This window comes from Dethiosulfatarculus sandiegensis, from assembly GCF_000931935.2.
GTDB lineage: Bacteria > Desulfobacterota > Desulfarculia > Desulfarculales > Desulfarculaceae > Dethiosulfatarculus > Dethiosulfatarculus sandiegensis.
On record NZ_AZAC01000078.1, the window covers coordinates 90720 to 109072 of the forward strand.

Annotated in this window: 17 protein-coding genes; 8 read left to right on the plus strand and 9 right to left on the minus strand. The window is 51.3% G+C overall.

Translation table 11 applies throughout. The annotated features are described in order from the left end of the window. Positions 1 to 40 precede the first annotated feature (40 nt). The 6 genes from X474_RS24165 to X474_RS24195 all read right to left on the minus strand — a co-directional run bounded on the left by X474_RS24165 (position 41) and on the right by X474_RS24195 (position 4847). Complete coding sequence (locus X474_RS24165; RefSeq protein ID WP_044352641.1) at positions 41 to 730, minus strand: tetratricopeptide repeat protein; 690 nt, start codon at positions 728 to 730, stop codon at positions 41 to 43. After that, entirely contained in the window at positions 727 to 1434 is a 708-nt protein-coding gene (locus X474_RS24170) for a tetratricopeptide repeat protein (RefSeq protein ID WP_044352642.1), read from the minus strand. Before X474_RS24170 ends, X474_RS24165 begins: the two co-directional genes overlap by 4 nt. A 2-nt stretch (positions 1435 to 1436) precedes the next feature. Next, complete coding sequence (locus tag X474_RS24175; protein WP_044352644.1) at positions 1437 to 1844, minus strand: ATP-binding protein; 408 nt, start codon at positions 1842 to 1844, stop codon at positions 1437 to 1439. A 35-nt stretch (positions 1845 to 1879) separates the two neighbouring features. Further along, the gene (locus X474_RS24180) at positions 1880 to 2218 is read right to left on the minus strand and encodes an STAS domain-containing protein (protein WP_044352646.1); all 339 of its coding nucleotides are present in this window, start codon (positions 2216 to 2218) and stop codon (positions 1880 to 1882) included. A gap of 620 nt (positions 2219 to 2838) precedes the next feature. After that, entirely contained in the window at positions 2839 to 3801 is a 963-nt protein-coding gene (locus tag X474_RS24190) for an ABC transporter ATP-binding protein (RefSeq protein WP_044352649.1), read from the minus strand. Then, a complete protein-coding gene (locus X474_RS24195; RefSeq protein ID WP_044352650.1) occupies positions 3801 to 4847 on the minus strand; it encodes an ABC transporter ATP-binding protein in 1047 nt (348 codons plus the stop codon). Before X474_RS24195 ends, X474_RS24190 begins: the two co-directional genes overlap by 1 nt. A 417-nt stretch (positions 4848 to 5264) precedes the next feature. Here X474_RS24195 and X474_RS24200 point away from each other — a divergent pair, with 417 nt between their 5' ends. From X474_RS24200 to X474_RS24215, 4 genes are all read left to right on the plus strand, one after another. Then, complete coding sequence (locus tag X474_RS24200) at positions 5265 to 6866, plus strand: ABC transporter substrate-binding protein (RefSeq protein WP_044352651.1); 1602 nt, start codon at positions 5265 to 5267, stop codon at positions 6864 to 6866. 86 nt (positions 6867 to 6952) lie between these two features. Then, positions 6953 to 7894 (plus strand): ABC transporter permease, encoded by a 942-nt coding sequence (locus X474_RS24205; RefSeq protein ID WP_044352818.1) that lies wholly within the window; start codon positions 6953 to 6955, stop codon positions 7892 to 7894. After that, positions 7891 to 8733: an ABC transporter permease gene (locus X474_RS24210; RefSeq protein ID WP_156360920.1), complete on the plus strand. Its 843-nt coding sequence runs from the start codon at positions 7891 to 7893 to the stop codon at positions 8731 to 8733. The genes X474_RS24205 and X474_RS24210 overlap by 4 nt, the downstream gene beginning before the upstream one ends. 26 nt (positions 8734 to 8759) lie before the next feature. Then, positions 8760 to 10346, plus strand: coding sequence for an amidohydrolase (locus X474_RS24215; protein WP_052515595.1), 1587 nt, complete (start codon positions 8760 to 8762; stop codon positions 10344 to 10346). Between the two features lie 120 nt (positions 10347 to 10466). On the opposite strand, the gene ilvC is transcribed toward X474_RS24215, so the two are convergent. After that, positions 10467 to 11471 (minus strand): ketol-acid reductoisomerase, encoded by a 1005-nt coding sequence (ilvC, locus tag X474_RS24220; RefSeq protein ID WP_044352653.1) that lies wholly within the window; start codon positions 11469 to 11471, stop codon positions 10467 to 10469. Between the two features lie 159 nt (positions 11472 to 11630). On the opposite strand from ilvC, the gene X474_RS24225 reads away from it, so the two are divergent. Next, positions 11631 to 12215: a helix-turn-helix domain-containing protein gene (locus X474_RS24225; RefSeq protein WP_044352654.1), complete on the plus strand. Its 585-nt coding sequence runs from the start codon at positions 11631 to 11633 to the stop codon at positions 12213 to 12215. A gap of 316 nt (positions 12216 to 12531) precedes the next feature. Next, complete coding sequence (locus X474_RS24235) at positions 12532 to 12783, plus strand: response regulator (RefSeq protein WP_269433227.1); 252 nt, start codon at positions 12532 to 12534, stop codon at positions 12781 to 12783. Between the two features lie 501 nt (positions 12784 to 13284). On the opposite strand, the gene X474_RS24240 is transcribed toward X474_RS24235, so the two are convergent. After that, a complete protein-coding gene (locus X474_RS24240) occupies positions 13285 to 13665 on the minus strand; it encodes a SpoIIAA family protein (RefSeq protein ID WP_044352658.1) in 381 nt (126 codons plus the stop codon). Between the two features lie 91 nt (positions 13666 to 13756). Beyond that, positions 13757 to 15847, minus strand: a complete 2091-nt coding sequence (locus X474_RS24245; protein ID WP_052515596.1) for a methyl-accepting chemotaxis protein — start codon at positions 15845 to 15847, stop codon at positions 13757 to 13759. Between the two features lie 679 nt (positions 15848 to 16526). Between X474_RS24245 and X474_RS24255 the strand changes: the two genes are divergently transcribed. Together X474_RS24255 and panB are read left to right on the plus strand one after the other, a co-directional pair. Continuing rightward, a complete protein-coding gene (locus X474_RS24255) occupies positions 16527 to 17258 on the plus strand; it encodes a FadR/GntR family transcriptional regulator (protein WP_044352661.1) in 732 nt (243 codons plus the stop codon). A 157-nt stretch (positions 17259 to 17415) separates the two neighbouring features. After that, complete coding sequence (gene panB, locus X474_RS24260) at positions 17416 to 18267, plus strand: 3-methyl-2-oxobutanoate hydroxymethyltransferase (protein ID WP_044352662.1); 852 nt, start codon at positions 17416 to 17418, stop codon at positions 18265 to 18267. Positions 18268 to 18353 lie beyond the last annotated feature (86 nt).

The following is an 18353-nucleotide window of genomic DNA, read 5'->3' on the forward strand; positions in this document are numbered from 1 at the left end:
CCGCGGGCCACAGTCTCCACAGGGCCATTCTCATAGGCGCTTAATCCTTTAATGTCATCTCCAGTTGCCGGGCGGCCTCTTCAAATTTCCCATCCCAACTGAGTACAAAGGCATAATGCCTACGAACCTGAACATCCTCAGGTTTCTCTTTTAAAATGGCGCGGTATTCCTTGATCGCAGGTTTATACAGACCGGACCAACTCAAAGCCTGGGCCAGGCGAAAGCGGGCTGAGAGGTCCCTGGGTTGGTCTTTGAGATAAGCGCGGTATAGTTTTACTGCCGGTGGATATTTTTTATCGCCGGCCAGAAGGTCGGCCTTGAGCAATTTGGCCTCTGCCCCGGCCTGATCAACCGAAATTTTGTCCAGTTCGACGAGGGCTTTTTCCTTTTCTCCGGCCCAGAACAAAACCCTGGCCAACTCGGTTCTGGCCTGCAACAGGTCTGGTTTTTGCTTTATTACTTTTTGATATTGAGCAATTGACTGTTCATATTTTTTGCTGAAACTGAGCAATCTGGCCAGTTCCAGTCGAGCTTTCCAGGCTGGTATTTCCCGGCCCGGACTGCCAAGGCCTGACTGCTCTGCACCTTGCGAAGGCTGAGGCAACTGAGGCTTAAGGGGCTTGAAATCTTTATTCGGTAAAGGCGGCTGGGCCGGCACACTCCCCACCCCAAGTAAAAAGGCTGCGCATAAAACAAACGCCAAGCAAACCGGGACAAGCTTTTTAGTCATGGTTTTTCTTCCAATGCCTTTTTATATTCAGCGATTGCCCTATGGAAATTACCCTGCCAACCAAAGACCCTTGCCATCCTGATCCTGGTGCTGAAGTCCCTTGGCGCGACTTGCAAGGCCTTTGCATAATATTCGAGCGCCTTATCATAGCGTCCTGTCCAGGCCATGATTTCACCCATTCTCACAAGGGCCGCAGGAAGCTTTCTTTGCAACGAAAGAACCTCGGCGTATGCCCTTTCCGCAGCAGCCAACTCCCTTTGGCCTACATGAAACTCCCCCAGCCGAATCCAGGCCGATATGTTTCGTGGTTCTTGCCGAAGAATCTCCCTGGTTAATTTCAGGGCCTTTTCAGGCTGATTTGTCAAATCATACAACTCAGCCAGCTTGACCTTGAACTCTGTTTTTTCTGGATTTTGGGCTTTTAATTGTTGGTATAAGGGGAGGGCTTTACTAAATTTATTTAAGGCCAGGTAGGCATCCGCCAGGCGGCGCATCAAGTCCGGTCTGTTTAAACCCTCGGCCAGGGCCTTATCAAATAACGGAGCTGCGGCCTTGTAATCACCCTGTCTGAAATATCCCTCTGCCTGATGAAAAAAAATGTATTCCCCTTTTAATAAACGATACGCAAAGTTGCTACACAAGGCGGCTAAGAAAAGCAGAAGCAGAAAAAGCACCTGTTGTCTATTAAAAGCCAGAACTTTCATTATCAGACCCTGAATTTGGTTAAGATATGCACGTTGGCCCCTTCCATCACCAGATACTCAACCTTATCCATCACCTGGTCTATTATGAAAAGCCCCATACCTCCTTCGGAAAGTGTGGCCGATTCGGTGGGGTCCGACTTCAATTCAGCCCTGTTTTTTTGAGAAAAAGGAATCCCCCAATTCAGAATGGTGAAAACCAACCTGTCACTAAGGGCTTCTAGGTCCACCTCCACCCGATGACCCGGTTGGTTGCCGTAGGAGTGCTTTATTACATTGTTAAGCGCTTCCACCACAGCCAACTCCACCATGGCCCCATCCTCCGGATCAAGGTCATGTTTTAGACAAAACTTTTTTATCTGCTCCGCAATTACACGGACCTCTATCAAACGGCTGTCAATGGCCAGATGCATAGACAAAATACTTCTTCACCACCGGGCAGGAACCCCTAAGCAAAATATTGGTCTGCCTGCTCTTTTGAAGCACAAATCTTTATCAGCTTCTCCAGTTTGGTAAGTTGGAACAGTTTAAGGACCGCGCCTTCCGCTCCACAGACAACCATCTCGCCGCCGCCGGAAGAAAAAGACCTCAAGCTGGAGAGGATGGCCGCCAAGCCGCTGCTGTCCATGAATTCAAGCTTACTTAAATCCAGCACCAGCTTAGTCACGCCCCTGTTGAGTATATCCACCATGGCGCTCTTGAAACTCTCCGCCAGAGCGGCATCCAGCCGTTTGAAGTTCAACTCAACAACCTGCGCGTTTTGCAAAGGCGTTTCTTTCAAATCCATATAAACTAAGCACCATTTCTGATAAGTGATTTAGGGGCTGCAACTATCGGAATCAACCATTAAAATTCGCAGACGAGGGGAAGTCGGGTATGAAATTTTCCATATTGTTCTTTTGCAGACAGGCACTGTATCTATATACTAAATAATTCCCATGTTTTTTAAAAGGATTGATTCTTCCTTGCCCTTTCAAATCGTGTTTTAAATCCTATTGACAAACAGGTTTGCAGATAAAACTCTTGCCTCGCCGAACCGGTTGAAATCATTTCTCTCGAGCAACAAAAAGAATCAAACAAAAACTCACCCATGATCTTATTTGCCGCCTGGGGAACAAGACAAAACCTAATTATTATCGCTTAGTTATTGAACCTGTTTGAACGGCTGTCGGCCTTTACCAAGCCGAGCCAAAAATTACACACCAAAAGCGAGGCCATAAAGACGGGGAGTGAGCAGGCAGAGGGGATATTATTTGTTAGTTACACTGTTCAGGGGATGGTGATTATCTCAACACCATTCCCCGACCAAAACCACACCTCAAAAATTCTAACGCGTGACCAATTTAAAAAAGCCCCCGCCCCCGCAAGGGAATGAGGCTTTGTTGATTCCTTTAACCGAAAAACCGCTCAATACAAGTGGCAAGCCACCGTGTGACCTGTTCCGGTTTCCTTTATTTCAGGCCTCACCTTTTCACAGATCTCCATGCGTTTGGGGCAACGGGGATGGAAACTACAGCCCGAGGGTGGATTGATGGGGCTGGGGACATCCCCCTCCAAGAGGATGCGCGTCTTTTCCACATTAGGATGACTGGAGGGCACCGCAGACAGAAGCGCCTGGGTATAGGGATGCTTGGGACAGGTGTAGAGATTTTTATAGTCGGTCATCTCAACCACCTTGCCCAGATACATCACCGCAATGCGATCACAGAGATATTCAACCACAGCCAGATCATGGGCAATGATGACATAGGAAAGCCCGAATTCCTTTTGCAGATCGATCAACAAATTGACGATCTGAGCCTGAATCGAGACATCCAAAGCGCTGACCGGCTCATCGCCGATTATCACCTTGGGCTTTAAGGTAAGGGCCCGGGCGATGCCGATTCGCTGCCTTTGTCCCCCGGAAAACTCATGGGGATACCTGCCTGCCTGTTCCGGAGTCAACCCCACCTTTTCCATAAGGTAGTCAACCCGTTCATCCAGCTCTTTTCCTCTGGCAATCCCGTGCAGGCGCATGGGGTCGCCCAGGATGCGACGCACCACCATGCGTGGATTCAAAGAGGAATACGGGTCCTGAAAAATAATCTGCATCTCTTTGCAGAGGTCCCTGAGTTCCTGCTTGTCGAGCGATGCCATATCCCGGCCCTGATAGAGCACACGGCCGGAAGTAGGTTTCAGAAGGTTTATGGTGGCCATGCCGGTGGTGGTTTTACCGCAGCCGCTCTCGCCCACAATGCCCAGGGTTTCCCCGGCCTTGAGTTCAAAATTAACCCCGTCCACGGCATGGACCTTGCCCACGGTCTTGGAGAGCAATCCCTTTTTTATGGGGAAATGGACTTTCAAATCCTCCACTTTAAGCAAAGCGGGCATTACAAAGCCTCCCCACTTACAGGAGCCTCTGCCGGGCATGACTGTATTTCACCAGGCCTGGGCTGGGCCAGCCAACAGGCGGCCCTGTGCACTCCGGGTTCAGCGCTCATATCAGGCCGCATCTTGCGGCAGAGGTCAAAGGCCTCGGGACAGCGGGGATGAAATGCGCAGCCCTTGGGCAGGTCAAACAGAGAAGGAACCACACCGGGAATCTCCTGCAGGCGTTTACGCCCCTCCGTGGCCCGGCGTCCGATCACGGGAACCGCGTTCATAAGTCCTCTGGTGTAAGGGTGCAGAGGGTTGTCGAATATTTCCTGGGTGGTGCCTTCTTCGACCACTCGTCCCGCATACATAACAAGCACCCTTTGGGCCATCTCGGCGATAACCCCCAGGTCATGGGTGATCATCAGAATCGCCGCGTTGAACTCTTCCTTGAGCTTCAGCATTAAATCTATAATCTGGGCCTGAATGGAAACATCCAGGGCCGTGGTCGGCTCATCTGCGATCAGGATATCCGGATTGCAGGCCAAAGCCATGGCGATCATGGCTCTTTGGCGCATGCCCCCCGACAACTGGTGGGGGTATTCCTCGGCCCTTTTGTCAGGCGAAGGGATATGCACCTTTCGTATTACCTCAACCGCCTTTTTAAATGCAGCTTTTTTATCTAAATTGCGATGATTGACAAATACCTCTTTAATCTGATCGGCGATGGTATAAACCGGATTTAAAGATGTCATGGGCTCTTGAAAAATCATGGAAATGCGATCGCCTCTTATGCGCCGCATTTTTTCATTTGAGAGCTTTAAAAGATCTGTCCCATTAAAAAGGATCCGGCCGCCAGTAATTTTACCGGGAGGAGATTGAATCAAACGCATTATGGAAAGAGCGGTAACCGATTTTCCGCAACCGCTTTCACCCACCAGCCCCAGGGTTTCACCTCTTTTCAGGTTAAAGGAAACCCCGTCCACGGCTTTGGCAACCCCATCAAACGAAAAGAAATGGGTCTGTAGATTATCAACCTCCAGCAACAATTCGGTTTCGGTCATGTCATCCTTTCCATTTGGAGAAGCTTCCCCCACTTTTTGAAAAAAACAAAGTGAGGTGGTGCGGATAATAGCACGCAGCCGGATTTGGTTCAACTTGAATAGGGGCCGGGGGCGCTTAAATATGCGAATAAGCGGTTTTAATTACAACTTAATTCCAAGATCACCCGTTAGCTTTCAGGTGTATTAAAAACCTTGCTCATTTGACTTATTCAGATTACCATGCCGGATTATTGATGGTTAGTTTTAAAAACTTCGCTGACCTGTTGTTATATAAACGCCGGGGACATCAAGACCAGGTAAATCTTCATGTTTCCGATCCAATCAGGCCAAAAGTTGAGCTGATCCGGCCCGGGAAAGGACCTTCGGGCTTCTTTAAGTGGGATCATAACGAAAGACAGGTGAAAGGATGTTATTTGTATGAGAAAAACCTTACTATTGGGTTTGGTGCTGCTGCTCGCCCTGACAGCCGTTCCGGCCATGGCCGCAAGAAGCGGGGGCACCATTTATTTTGTGGCTCCCTATGGCGGGGATGTCTTCAGTCTCGACCCCCATAACTCACACCGCACCCAGGACTCCATCATCTCTTTGAACATTCACAAATGCCTCTATGAGTGGAGCCCTGAGAAGAATATGCCTGTCCTCGCCTTGGCCGAAAGCGTCAAGATTTCTCCGGACGGCAAGGTCTACACATTTAAACTGAGGCCCAACATCAAATTCCACAACGGACGCCAGTTGACTGTGGACGACGTTATCTGGAGCTATAACCGCATAATGAGCCTTAAGCCCGCCTCCAATGGCTCCCGTTTCGTGCGCCCCATCCTTGGCGCCAAGGAAGTGGAAGACGGTAAGGCAAAAACCATCAAAGGCCTGAAAAAAATAGACGACCTGACTCTGGAAGTCACCCTTACGGAACCGGTTGACCTTAAATACTATCTCTTCTGGGTCAACACCTGCATCCTGCCCAAGGAAGAAGTTGAAAAAAGGGGCAAGTCCTTTATGACCAATCCCGTGGGCTGTGGTCCCTTCAAGTTTGTCAAATGGGTCAAGGGCTCCAAACTCGTCGTGAAAAAATTTGACGATTTCTACCTTGAGGGCCGTCCCTATCTGGACAAGGTGGTCTACAACATCATGCCCGAGTCCGCCTCCAGGGACCTGGCCTTTAAGGCCAAAAAACTCGACGCCACCATTGTGGGCGCTGTGAACTATCCCCAGTACCTGGCCGACCCGGTCTACGGCAAAAACCTTCTGGAAGTTGCCGAGATGTTCACCCGCCACATTGGCTTCAACCAGAGCTTCAAACCTTTCCAGAACAAAAAGGTCCGCCAGGCTATCAACTACGCCATCCCCGCAGACTTGATTGTCAAAAAGTTGCTCAAGGGTAAGGCCTATCCCGCCAGGGGATATTTACCCATCAGCTCCCCGGCCTTTGATCCCAAAGGCAAAAAGTATGAGTTTGACCTCAAAAAGGCCAAGCAGCTGATGAAGGAAGCCGGCTATGAAAAGGGCTTCACTGTTGAGCAGTGCGTGGGCACAGCCAACAAGTCTTGGGGCACCGGCATCTACGAAGCGGCCATGCCTTATCTGAAAAAAATCGGCATCACCTTGAAAATCCAGCAGATGGAAGGCGCGGCCATGGCCGAACGCCTGCGCAGGGGTGAGTACCAGATGTATATCTGGTCCGTCGGCTCCGGCCCCGACCCCCTGGAAAGCCTGCACCGTTTCCATTCCAATAACGCTCAGGCCGGCGGCAATTTTATCGCCTATAATAATCCTGAATTTGACAAATTGCTGGATAAAGCGGCCCACACCTTTGACCAAAAAGCTCGCATTGACCTTTTGAAAAAGGCAGACGCCGTCTTTGTAGAAGACGCTCCCATGTGGTTCTTCAACTACAACAAAGCGGTCTTGGCCAGCCAGCCCTGGGTGCACAACCTTTCCAAGGTTGCGGTAGAAATGATGTACCAGGACATGACAAACGTCTGGGTTGATGATAAATCACCCAGAGCCAATGAAAAGTAACCAAGCAATTTAACCCGGGGAGGATGGGCCTCCGTCCTCCCCGGCCATGTAAACACGAAAAGAAAGATCCGGAAGAGAACGCCAACATGTTAGCTTACGCCTGTCGCCGGCTGATCCAATTTGTCCCCACGTTGTTGGCCATCTCCCTAATAATGTTTCTTCTGCTAAACGTCCTGCCCGGAAACGCCGCTCTGATGGCGGCCGGAGACCAGGACCGCAACGTGGACACCCACTACATTGAACAGATGAAGAAAGATTGGGGACTGGACAAACCACTTTGGGAACGCTACGTCATCTATTTAAAGGACCTTGCCACCGGTGATTTGGGACTTTCCTTTTTACGCAGAGAATCTGTGGGCGATCTTATTGCCCAAAGGCTCTGGCCAACCCTGAAACTCGCCCTGGTGGCCATGACCGTGGCCATACTCCTGGGTGTGCCACTGGGCTTTTACTCGGCCATGAAAAGAGGACGTTTAGCCGACACCTTCACCATGATGGGAGCTGTAAGCGGTGTTTCCATGCCCCAGTTCTGGCTGGGGTTGCTTCTCATGTATCTTTTGGCGGTCAAGTTCCCAATTTTGCCTCCCCAAGGATACGGGGACGGGGATTTTGTAAACGTAATCATGCCCGGTTTCACCTTGGGAGTCGGTTACATGGCTCTCTTGGCCCGCACCACCCGGGCGGCCGTGGTTGAAATACTCACCACCGACTATATCCGCACAGCCCGAGCCAAGGGTCTGAGCGAAGTACTTATAAACAGAAAACACGTCATGCGTAATGCCCTTATCCTGGTTCTGACCACGGCGGGGCTCCAGTTCGGAGCACTGATGGCCCAAACCGTGATTGTGGAAAAACTCTTCTCCTGGCCGGGGCTCGGCTCACTTTTGGTTGACTCGATCTTCCAAAGGGACATACCGATCACACAGGGTTGCATTTTGACGATTATCTTGATATTCCTCACCGTTAATCTGATTGTCGACCTTCTTTACGGATTGATCGACCCAAGAATCAGGGTGTCCTATAAATGAGTTTGGTTTTTAGAAAGTTAATGACGCGGACCAATCTGGTCCTGGGCGGAGCCATCTCCACCATCATAATCCTGATAGCTGTATTTGCGCCTTTTCTGGCGCCGTTTCACCCGGTTGACGACGCAGACCTCATGGTCAGCGATGAACCGCCAAGCATGGAATATTTGTTTGGCACGGACAACCAGGGCAGGGATGTGCTTTCCAGGGTGATCTACGGAGCCCGCATCTCTCTTTCCGTGGGCCTTATCAGCCAATTATTCAACACCATAATCGGGGTTGTACTGGGGCTTTCGGCAGGATTTTTCGGTAAATGGTGGGATGATTTGGTTATGGGCCTCACCAACATCATGCTCTCCATTCCTTCCTTGATATTCGCCCTGGCGGTGATGGCCCTGATGGGCCCGGGTCTTTTCAACGTGTTTCTTGCCCTTGGCCTCACCAACTGGTCTTACACCTGCCGCATCACCCGCTCCCAGACACTCACCGCCCGGAACCAGGATTACGTCAAGGCGGCCACTGCCCTGGGCTACAGCAAAATACGCATCATGTTCACCCAGGTGCTGCCGAATATCGCCGGCCCCATCCTGGTTATAGCCACCCTGGGAGTGGCGGGGGCCATCCTGCTTGAGGCCTCCCTCTCCTTCCTGGGTCTGGGGGTTCAGCCTCCCACCCCTTCCTGGGGCGGTATGCTCTCGGCAGCCAGGGAACAGCTTTTCACGGCGCCCTGGATCTCCATCTTTCCCGGTGTGGCTATTTTCATAACGGTTCTCGGCCTCAACCTGCTGGGCGACGGTTTACGAGATATTCTGGACCCGCACACCTCAACCCAGCGCGGATAACAACTAAAGCAGGGTAAATAAAAGCTATGCCTTCCAATGAATTTGCAATCTATTCAGCCAATATCTTCACCGGAGATCCTAAAGCCCCCTGGGCCCAGGCTGTGGGCGTCAAAGACGGGGTCATCGCTTTTGTGGGTTCGGATGAAGAAGTCAAACAGGCCATGGGCGAGGCGAAATCATATGACATGAAAGGTCGCCTGGTTTGCCCCGGTTTAACCGATTCCCACTGCCATTTCATCAGCCTGGGGCAGAGCCTCATGCAGGTGGATATGCGCAACCTGACCAGCCTGAAAGCCTGCCGCGAACGCCTTAAGGAAGCCGCGGCCAAGGCCAAACCAGGCCAGTGGGTCTTGGGCAGGAACTGGAACCACCACATGTGGGAAGAAGGCAGGGAGCCTGTCAAGGCTGACATGGACGACCTTTTGCCCGACAACCCGGCCATGATGGTGAGGGTATGCGGCCACAGCCAGTGGGTCAACAGCAAGGCCCTTGAAGCCTGCGGCATCACCAAAGACACCCCGGACCCGTCGGGCGGCAAATATGAAAGGGACGAAAACGGAGAACCCACCGGCCTTTTACGCGAGGCCAGACGGGTGATCATGTCTTTTGTGCCGAAACCCAGCCGTGAAGAGCTGAAAGAAGCCGCTCTGACAGCCCAGAAAAAAGCCCTGGCCGGAGGCCTGACCCGGGTGCACAGCTATGAAAGCCTGGCCGAATGGGACGCCTTCAGCGAACTTGAAAAAGAAGGCAAGCTCAAAATCAGGGTCAATCACCTGATCCACACCGACGACCTGATGAAAGCGGTGGAGCGGGGAATCAAGCCCGGCATGGGAAGTGACCGCCTGTGGATCGGCCATATCAAGCACTTTGCCGACGGCTCCTTAGGGGCCAACACAGCCCTTTTGTTTGAGCCCTATTGCGACGAGCCGGATAACTGCGGGCTTCCCTTCCTGGATCAGGATGAACTCAAGGAAAGGCTGGCCAAGGCCTATGAACACGGCTTTGGCATTGCCATCCACGCCATTGGCGATAAGGCTGTTTACAATTGCCTGGAAGCCATTGAATCCGCCAGGCAAAAACATCCCAAAGACGACCGCCGCGACTCCATTGAGCACGTGCAGCTCTGTCGTCCCCAGGATCTGGAACGCTTTATCGACATGGATATCGCTGCATCGGTGCAGCCGGTGTTTATACCGACCGACTGGGCGGTTGCCGAGTCCCGTTGGGGTGCGGACAGATGTAAAAACGGATATTCCTGGAAAACCATCATGGAAAAGAATATCCGCATTCAGTTTGGCTCCGATTCACCGGTGGAGCCCATTGAACCGATCTATGGTTTGCAGGCCGCTGTTTTGCGCCAGACCACCGATCTGAAACCCGAAGGCGGGTGGCTGCCGGAGCAGCGTCTCAGCCTGGAACAGGCCTTGACAGGCTTTACCCGCACCCCGGCCTGGACCGCCCGCAAGGAAGATGTGCTCGGCAAGATCGCCCCCGGCGCCTGGGCCGATATGACCATCTTTGCCAAGGACCTGGCCCAGACCCCTGCCGAGGAATGGATCGGAGTCGACACCGAAATGACCATCATAGGCGGTGAGGTTGTTTACCAAAAATAAATTCAACTGAATTAAGACTCCCAAAAACGCCGGGCCCCTTTATAAGGAGCCCGGCGTTTTCACTGGCGAATTCTTCAGCCAACCCTGACGGGCTTAATTGAAAGCTGAATACGCTTTAGCTTAGTCTTCTTTTTTATTTTTCATCATTTCGTAGAGGCGCTTTTCAGCCTTGTAAGACTCATGGGCAGCCACCTCTCTATGCATGCGGGTCAACCCGGGGAAGCCCACATTCTGTTCCGTGGCCCACTCGCGGGCAAAGCTGCCGTCTTTCAGCTCATCAACGATCTTGCCCATGTGTTTTTTAAGCTCCGGTCCGGCCCCCAGCCTGGCCCTGGTGAGTTGGCCGAACTGGCTGGTGCGGGAGTGGAGTTTGAGCTGGTCCCAGATGCCCAACTCAGTATAGGCCTTGGCGATCTGCTCAGGCTCGCCCGAGGCATAGAGCTCCAGCAAAATAGCGGAGGGATTCAGGCCATAGCCGGTGAGTACATCAAAGGCCGTGCGGAAAGCCCAAAGCTGCACGCCGCACATGGCCTGTTCATTGAACAGGTCCAGGATGGTCTCCTCTTCAAAGCTGGAGTCCAGGGCCCCCATCTTGGTGGCGCCAATACCCTTGGCCAGGGCCAGCAGCCTGGGCATGGCCTGTCCCGACCCGTCCTGGTGCACGGCGATCAAGGCCGGGTAGCCCTGGCCATTGACAAAACGCTCACGCACGCCCTGGCCGATCATCCTGGGAGCCAAAAGGATCACATCCAGATCTTCGGCAGGCTTGATAAAGCCGTAGTAAACATTGTAGCCGCTGGCAAAGGATACCATCTGGCCTGCCTGCATATGGGGAGCCACCTGCTCGTTATAGACCTGGGGCATGATCTCATCCGGCACCAAAAGCAGAACAGCGTCGGCTTTCCCGGCGGCCTCGGTGACGCTCATAGTCTCAAAGCCGTCATCCTGGGCCTGCTTTAAGGTGGCGTCTCTCTGACCGCCCACAATCACCTTGAGACCGTTGTCAGCCATGTTCAGGGCCTGGCTGCGTCCCTGGTTGCCATAGCCGATCACCGCAATGGTCTTGTCCTGCATGGGGGCAAGATCAGCATCATTATCAAAAAAGAATTTTTCGTTTTTAGCCATTTCATGACTCCTTGGTCTATCATTTTTGTCTGCAACCGCGTTTTATGTAGGGTTTCCTTGTGTTAAACTCTCTTTTCCTGTAAGTTGACTTGCAGCAAAAAATGGTCTGGAAATCCCCTTGGTCTGCGGTTAATCTTTGTTTCACAAGAGTAAACTAAAGTGTCACGAAATTCAACGAAAAATATCATCGAGTATGTCATCGGTCAGCGCCTACGTAGTTTACGGAAGAAAAAAGGCTTTACTCTTGATACGTTAGCCGAAAAAACAGGACTGTCCAAGGGTCTTTTAAGCAAGATAGAAAACGGCAAGGTCTCCTCGCCTGTCTCTACACTGGCCCAAATAGCCGAGGCGCTCAAAGTTAAACTGAGCTTCCTGGTGGATGGTGAAGCGGGGATGCCGGAGCGCAAATACACCCTGGTTCGCCAAGACGAAAGGGTGCGCCTGGACAAGGACCCGACCTCGTTCGGACTTTATATGGAGATGTTGGCCCACGAAAAGCCCAACAAGCTAATGGAACCCTCGATCCTGGTCTTGGAGCCCGATCGAACCGAACCGGTTATCTTCACCCATCCCGGCGAAGAGATGCTCTTTGTGCTTACCGGTGTGATGGAGTTTAATTACGGGGGGGAGGTCTTTACCATGCAACAGGGGGATTCCCTTTATTTTGACTCCACCGTGCCCCATGGAGGCCGCAATGTCGGCCAGGGCGAACTAAGGGTTCTTATGGTTATCTGCGAGCCCTGAAGTATGCAGTTTCGAGGCTCATAACAAAACAGCCTCGCACAGCTTGGATGTGGTTTCAAAAACCGGCAATCATCTGACAATGTTCCTTTTTGCCAGATTCCCGGCCACCCGCCAGACCAAGGAACTCTTTTTTCTCTGGACTTTTCTATAAAATACCCAAAAATCCTCAGCCCCTCCCTGAAGTTTACCCAAAAAGCAAAGCCGCCATATTGAGCCCACGGCCCGGGTCGAAAAAGGCTTTTGAAGTTAACAGCCTTTTGCCCAGGGTGTTTTTTGTGGAAGACAATTCAGTCAGCCAAATTTATCCGGCGGAATTATTAGAGAAAAAAGCATAAGCCCTGACTTGGCCGGAAACGGGATTCAGGCGGCGGAGATGGCATGCAAAAATAAATATCACCTGATCCTGATGGATATGCACATTCCGGGCATTGACGGGTTAAAGGCAACCGGCCTTTCCAAGAGCCTGCCCAAAGCGCTGAACCAAACCCCATCAATGGCGGCCCTCACCGCTCAAGCCTACGATTCGGACCGCCAGCCCGCCCCAAAAGCCGGGCTGGACTTTTTTTAAGTTAATTTTTGCTAACAGAAGAACTGGACAAACTCCTGGGCGCTATTTTTTACGGTTCTACAAATTAAAGAAAAAACAATTCATGTCGTGTCGATTTAGGGGGGGATGTTTCTTGACCACCTGCCCCGGGAGATGGCGATATTTGATGGGCTGGCAAAAAGAAGCTACCCGAAACCGGCCCGAGCAGCTCATCACCTTAAAAGTTCTCTTGTGCTTTTCAAGGCGGCTCCAAGTGTGGAAATCCCAGAAGGGCTGCAAAAGACAGCCGAGAAGTAAGACTGGGAAAAGGTAAATTTTCATTTAAAGAATCTGAAAAACAACATCCAAGACCTGGCCGCAATGCTCGACTCAGAGCATACCCGGGCATCGCATCTTTCATTAAAAAACCGACGCCTGGCAGAAACTGTTTACAAGAGACATAGTTTTGCGCAGATTAGCAAGGGCCGCTCAGACACACTTCTTATTCGGCCGAAATCAATTGAGAAAAGAAGTTTCTTCTGATCATCCCCGCAAAAAGGCCCAGGCCTGGTCCAGATCAGAAGTGTCAAAATATTTTTCCACCAGTCCCTTCTCCTGGTTGCCAAAAATCAGGTTATCCACTGTGACCAAAAACTTCTCCACCTTACTGGAGCCAACAATCGCTACTCGCCCCAATTGGCCGATATGCTCCAAGGCATAACGGCTGTCTCTGACAAAGGCCTTGAATTCAATATCCCTGAACTTGAGATTATCAATCCTGACAAGCAGGTTAACCTTGCCTGAAGATTCCTTAACCGCCTTTTCAAAGGCCTGAACAAATTCGGCAAAGTCCTCTTTGGTGTAGGCCTCGATGATCTCCACCCCCAAAATGTCGCCCTTTGTCTCTGAAAGCACCTTTATCATACCCACCCCTCCTCACAAGTTTATAAAATCTTTTTGATAAGGCCCGGATCAGGCTCCCATCTGTTCCGGGCCAAAGGCAAAATGGATAAAACTATTCAAATCCATCCAAACCTTCTTCAATTATTGATTCCGGTGTTTTTTCTTTTTGGGCAATCGCCATTTTAGAAACACTTTTAAAATCCGCCCGAGATTGAGAATAGGACATATCCGCGGCTACTGTTTCGCCGAGCACCTTGAACTGCCCCATCTGGCTGCGCAACTCCTCGGCCGCAGAAGTCTGGTTCTCGCTGGCCGCGGCGGCCTCTTCCACCAAGGCGGCGTTCTGCTGAACCGCGTTATCCATCTGAGTTATGGCCTCGTTGATCTCCTCCGCCCCTTGGGCCTGTTCTCTGCTGCTTGCCGATATTTCCCTGATGGATTGGGCCATGACCTCTGAATTATCGATCATGGTTTTTAAAAGTTCGCCGCTTTCTTCCACCATCTTATTGCCCTGCTCCACCTTGGTTACACTATCGGTGATCAGGGTTTGAATCTCCTTGGCTGCATCAGCGGAGCGTCCGGCCAGGTTGCGCACCTCACCGGCCACCACGGCAAAACCGCGTCCCGATTCCCCGGCCCGGGCTGCCTCCACAGCCGCATTCAGGGCAAGTAAATTGGTCTGAAAGGCAATTTCATTGACCACACCAATAATTTTACTAATTTTATGACTGCTTTCCTTGACCTCGTTCATGGCCGCCACAGCGTGGGCTACGGCCTTGTCCCCCTGCTGAGCCGTGGTCACCGCCTCTTTGGCCAGGCGGTCGGCTTTCTCCGAATTTTCCGCATTCTGGCGCACACTGGCGGTCATCTCTTCCATTGCCGAGGCGGTTTCTTCTATGGCGCTGGCCTGGGTCTGGGTCCTCTCGCTCAAATCCTGATTGCCCTGGCTGATCTGATTGGCCGCTTCAGCCACATTGCGGGCTGCCTGCATCACCTCGCGAAACGTGTCGGAAAGCCTGGCCCGCATGGTCTCCACCCCTTTCAGCATGGTCCCCAGTTCATCATTTCCCGCCCGATCCATATCCGGGACAGTAAAGGCGAAATCTCCCTCGGAGACACGCGCCACTGCCCCCTGGGTTATCCGCAAGGGTTTGGTAATGGCCTTGGTGATCCAAAAAGCAATAATTATTCCCAGGATAAGGGCGGCCAGAGCCACAATACTGACCAGTATTTGCGTTTTCTCCGCGCTTTTTAGCATTACCTCATCACTCATGATGTAGCGCTTTGTTTCAGCTCTCACCTGGTGCAGAAGATCCTGGAGTTTTTTGAGATTGGGCCTAGTTTTGTGGTTGAATATTTCAAGAGCCTTGGCATAGGCCTCTTGCAGCTCGTTTTCGGCTTCTATTGCCTTGTTCAGTCCTCTTTTTATACCGGCCAGGGCGGGCATGGTGATTTGTTGAAACACCTCCTGGGCTTCATTTATCCTTCCTTGCCTGATAAGGGACTCTATGGTGGCGGCGGAACCGTGCATGGTCTGATGGTCCTTTTCCATGCCTTTCAAGGCCTTGGCCAAGGCAGGAAAAGAGGCCACCATTTTTTTGGTTGCCGGTTTGGCTAAAAAACGCCCCATAAAACATTTTTCAGGGTCCAGTTGCACCCCCAGGGTAAAATCCGGCCTGGGGCGCGAATCATTATCCCGGGCAACCCGATTGAGTTTTATCAGGACATTCTTAGCCCAATCCAGGTGGCCGGCCATGATGCTCCAAAGGTCACTGCGCAGGCCTGGATGGTTTTGCCTGAAAACCTTTTTAATCTGAGCAGCCGATTCATGCAGCGCCCTGTGAGGCTCTTGCATGGCTGCCAGAATGGGGGCCAAAGAAGGGACCTGTTCCGCAGCCTTTCTGCGTTCGGAGCCATGATACCATTTTCCAAAAGCGCACTTTTTGGGATCAACCTGAATGTTGATCTCCGTTATGTTGGGATCGTTTAAAAAGGCATTCAGCTTGCTTGCCCAGTTCATATGATCTATTTCTTTTTGGGCCAGATTGCCGTCCAGGCGATTGCCTTCTATCACCTCTTTTCCGTTTGCTACAATGCCCTCTATACCCAAAAAGGTCATTACACCGGCAACGGCAAGCAGAATAAGGACAACGCCGAATCCCCCACCAATTTTTTTACCGATGCCTATATCTTTTACGCTCACTTGGAACATCCTTTCCCGAACATCTAACCAACTTTAACTCAAGATAATTCGCTACGCATGAAACAGCTGTGGGACAAGCATGCATAGTAATCATTGCTGGGCAAAAAAGGCGAGTCAATATATTTTCCCAAAAAAGAAAACCATATACCCCTTGCCTTTAAATCAGGCCGCAAAATACTTATCTCAGCTTAATTGCAAACAAAACACCCTTTCAAAAGAGGAGCGCCCTGGGAAGGGTGTCAACCTAGTGGTACCACAACTCACCCCAGGTCTTAAACATTTTTCCCAGATTATAAAAAAGGGCGGCAAAATGGACCGCATATCCAATCACATAAAATAACAAAGAAACTAAGACTTACAAAAAGAAATATAAAGACGTAAAAGGAGTAGAATTATTAGCATTAATCCCATCCAAGCTGAGAGCCCCACTCCAGAAGTCCATTCGCCCGGCAATTGAAGTCCAGGGTAACTTCCGCGAAAAATCCAAAATACATAATTAAAACCGCTATTTTGCGAGCGAGTTGGGTATAATTTTTTTTTAAGGGCAAAGCTTGACACAGATTCAAAAGCGCCATATGCTTCACAGTCAACCAATCATTCTATGATTGGTTGACCTACAAAAGGCATCAGCGGGATAAAGTACATAGGCGGATCATGCCGTCAGAGGGCCTTCAACAAGATGACGATCCAAAAAAGTTCAACCGCAGACAAAGTATTTGAAGAATTACACGGCTGGATCGTCTCTGGTAGATTCAAGCCGGGGGATGTGCTGCCGAGTCAGGACGCCCTGGCCAAACAATTGGGGGTGAGCAGAAACACCCTGCGCGAAGCCATATTCCGTTTATCAGCTCTGGGCCTCTTACAGGCCAAACAAGGCGTGGGCACCCAAGTTCAGCCTTCCTCTCCCTCTAATTATATTGGTTCCTTAAGCGACCACTTCCTGTTGGATAGTGTGACGATCGGCGAGTTTATGGAGGCCAGGCTCTTTGCGGAGCGGACAATTTTGAAACTTGCCGTGGAAAGGGCCACAAAAGAGCAGATAACAAGCCTTGAACAGATAATTGAACAGCAAAAAACGGATCTGGAATGCGATGACGGCCTCAACTTCAACAAGCACGACCTTGATTTTCACATGAAGTTGGGTGAAGCCTGCGGAAACAGCGTCCTTTTAAAATTTTTGCAGACTATCTGGGATCTTTTGCACCAGTTCATGAGCAAATCTTTTCTGGTGCCCGGACAAATCCAGATGGCCTTTGACCGCCATTCGGCAATTGTAGTCGCCATAAAAAAACGCGACTTAAATGCCGCTTTATTTGAACTTGAAAGCCATATCCAGGAGGCCAGCAAACTCACCAATGAGTATTTGAGCCTGGATTTGGTCCAAGGAAGGGCCAAGCAGAAGGGTCTATAGATCAAGAACCTTTTCAAAAAGGTTCTGACCTTAAAACACCCGTCTCAAGGCCGACAACCTATAGAAACGAACCTGCCCGCCTTTTTGACCTGCGGGATGTTCAATCCGAGCGCCCGGACGACCAATAACCGGGTGAAAAAAAAGGAGTGAAAAGGAAATGGCCAAGAAAAAACCCAGCATTTTTGATCTGTACCAAATGAAGGAAAAAGGCGAGCAGATTACCTGGCTCACCTCTTACGATTACCCCACCGCCTCTTTCTGCGATGAAGCCGGCATGGACATGATCCTGGTCGGCGACAGCCTGGGAATGTGCGTCTACGGCTACAACGGCACCGTGCCGGTAACCATGGACCAGTGCATTGTCCATTGCGAGGCCGTGCGCCGGGGCGCTCCCCACTGCTTTGTGGTCGGCGACATGCCTTTCCTGTCCTACCAGGCCTCTGACGAGCAGGCTGTCTTAAACGCCGGCCGTTTCCTCAAGGAAGCCGATGTGGACGCCATCAAGCTGGAAGGCGGCGTGCGTATAACCAGCCGCATCCGCGCCATCACCGACGCGGGCATCAACGTCATCGGCCATATCGGCCTGACCCCCCAGAGCTCCGGTCAGTTGGGCGGCCACAAGGCCCAGGGCCGCACCGCCGAAACCGCCAAACTGGTTTTGGAAGACGCTCTGGCCGTGCAGGAAGCCGGCGCCAAGATGCTGTTGGTGGAAGCCGTTCCGCCTGAGGTCACCAAATACATCCACCAGAAACTGGATATCCCGGTGCTCTCCATCGGCGCAGGCCCCCATTGCGACGGCCAGCTGTTGATCGTCAGCGACCTGATCGGTCAATTCCAGGCCTTTACTCCCAAATTCGTCAAGAAATACTGCAACGTGGCTGAAGTTATCACCAACGCCATGAAAGAGTACTGCGACGAAGTGAGGAACCACAAGTTCCCCAACGACGATTACTGCTACAAGATGGTCAAGGGCGAGGAAGAAAAATTCCTGAAAATGATGGAAGACTAGTTTTCTCTGCCCACGGGGCGCTCCCTCGGGGGCGCCTCTATAGCTTGCTGCCAAAGTCCTCCCGGACTTTGGCAGAGGCCATAGAT

Coding starts and splice junctions, on each gene's coding strand:
- X474_RS24165 (WP_044352641.1), bottom strand. CDS start 730: ATGACTAAAAAGCTTGTCCCGGTTTGCTTGGCGTTTGTTTTATGCGCA.
- X474_RS24170 (WP_044352642.1), bottom strand. CDS start 1,434: ATGAAAGTTCTGGCTTTTAATAGACAACAGGTGCTTTTTCTGCTTCTG.
- X474_RS24175 (WP_044352644.1), bottom strand. CDS start 1,844: ATGCATCTGGCCATTGACAGCCGTTTGATAGAGGTCCGTGTAATTGCG.
- X474_RS24180 (WP_044352646.1), bottom strand. CDS start 2,218: ATGGATTTGAAAGAAACGCCTTTGCAAAACGCGCAGGTTGTTGAGTTG.
- X474_RS24190 (WP_044352649.1), bottom strand. CDS start 3,801: ATGCCCGCTTTGCTTAAAGTGGAGGATTTGAAAGTCCATTTCCCCATA.
- X474_RS24195 (WP_044352650.1), bottom strand. CDS start 4,847: ATGACCGAAACCGAATTGTTGCTGGAGGTTGATAATCTACAGACCCAT.
- X474_RS24200 (WP_044352651.1), top strand. CDS start 5,265: ATGAGAAAAACCTTACTATTGGGTTTGGTGCTGCTGCTCGCCCTGACA.
- X474_RS24205 (WP_044352818.1), top strand. CDS start 6,953: ATGTTAGCTTACGCCTGTCGCCGGCTGATCCAATTTGTCCCCACGTTG.
- X474_RS24210 (WP_156360920.1), top strand. CDS start 7,891: ATGAGTTTGGTTTTTAGAAAGTTAATGACGCGGACCAATCTGGTCCTG.
- X474_RS24215 (WP_052515595.1), top strand. CDS start 8,760: ATGCCTTCCAATGAATTTGCAATCTATTCAGCCAATATCTTCACCGGA.
- ilvC (WP_044352653.1), bottom strand. CDS start 11,471: ATGGCTAAAAACGAAAAATTCTTTTTTGATAATGATGCTGATCTTGCC.
- X474_RS24240 (WP_044352658.1), bottom strand. CDS start 13,665: ATGATAAAGGTGCTTTCAGAGACAAAGGGCGACATTTTGGGGGTGGAG.
- X474_RS24255 (WP_044352661.1), top strand. CDS start 16,527: ATGACGATCCAAAAAAGTTCAACCGCAGACAAAGTATTTGAAGAATTA.
- panB (WP_044352662.1), top strand. CDS start 17,416: ATGGCCAAGAAAAAACCCAGCATTTTTGATCTGTACCAAATGAAGGAA.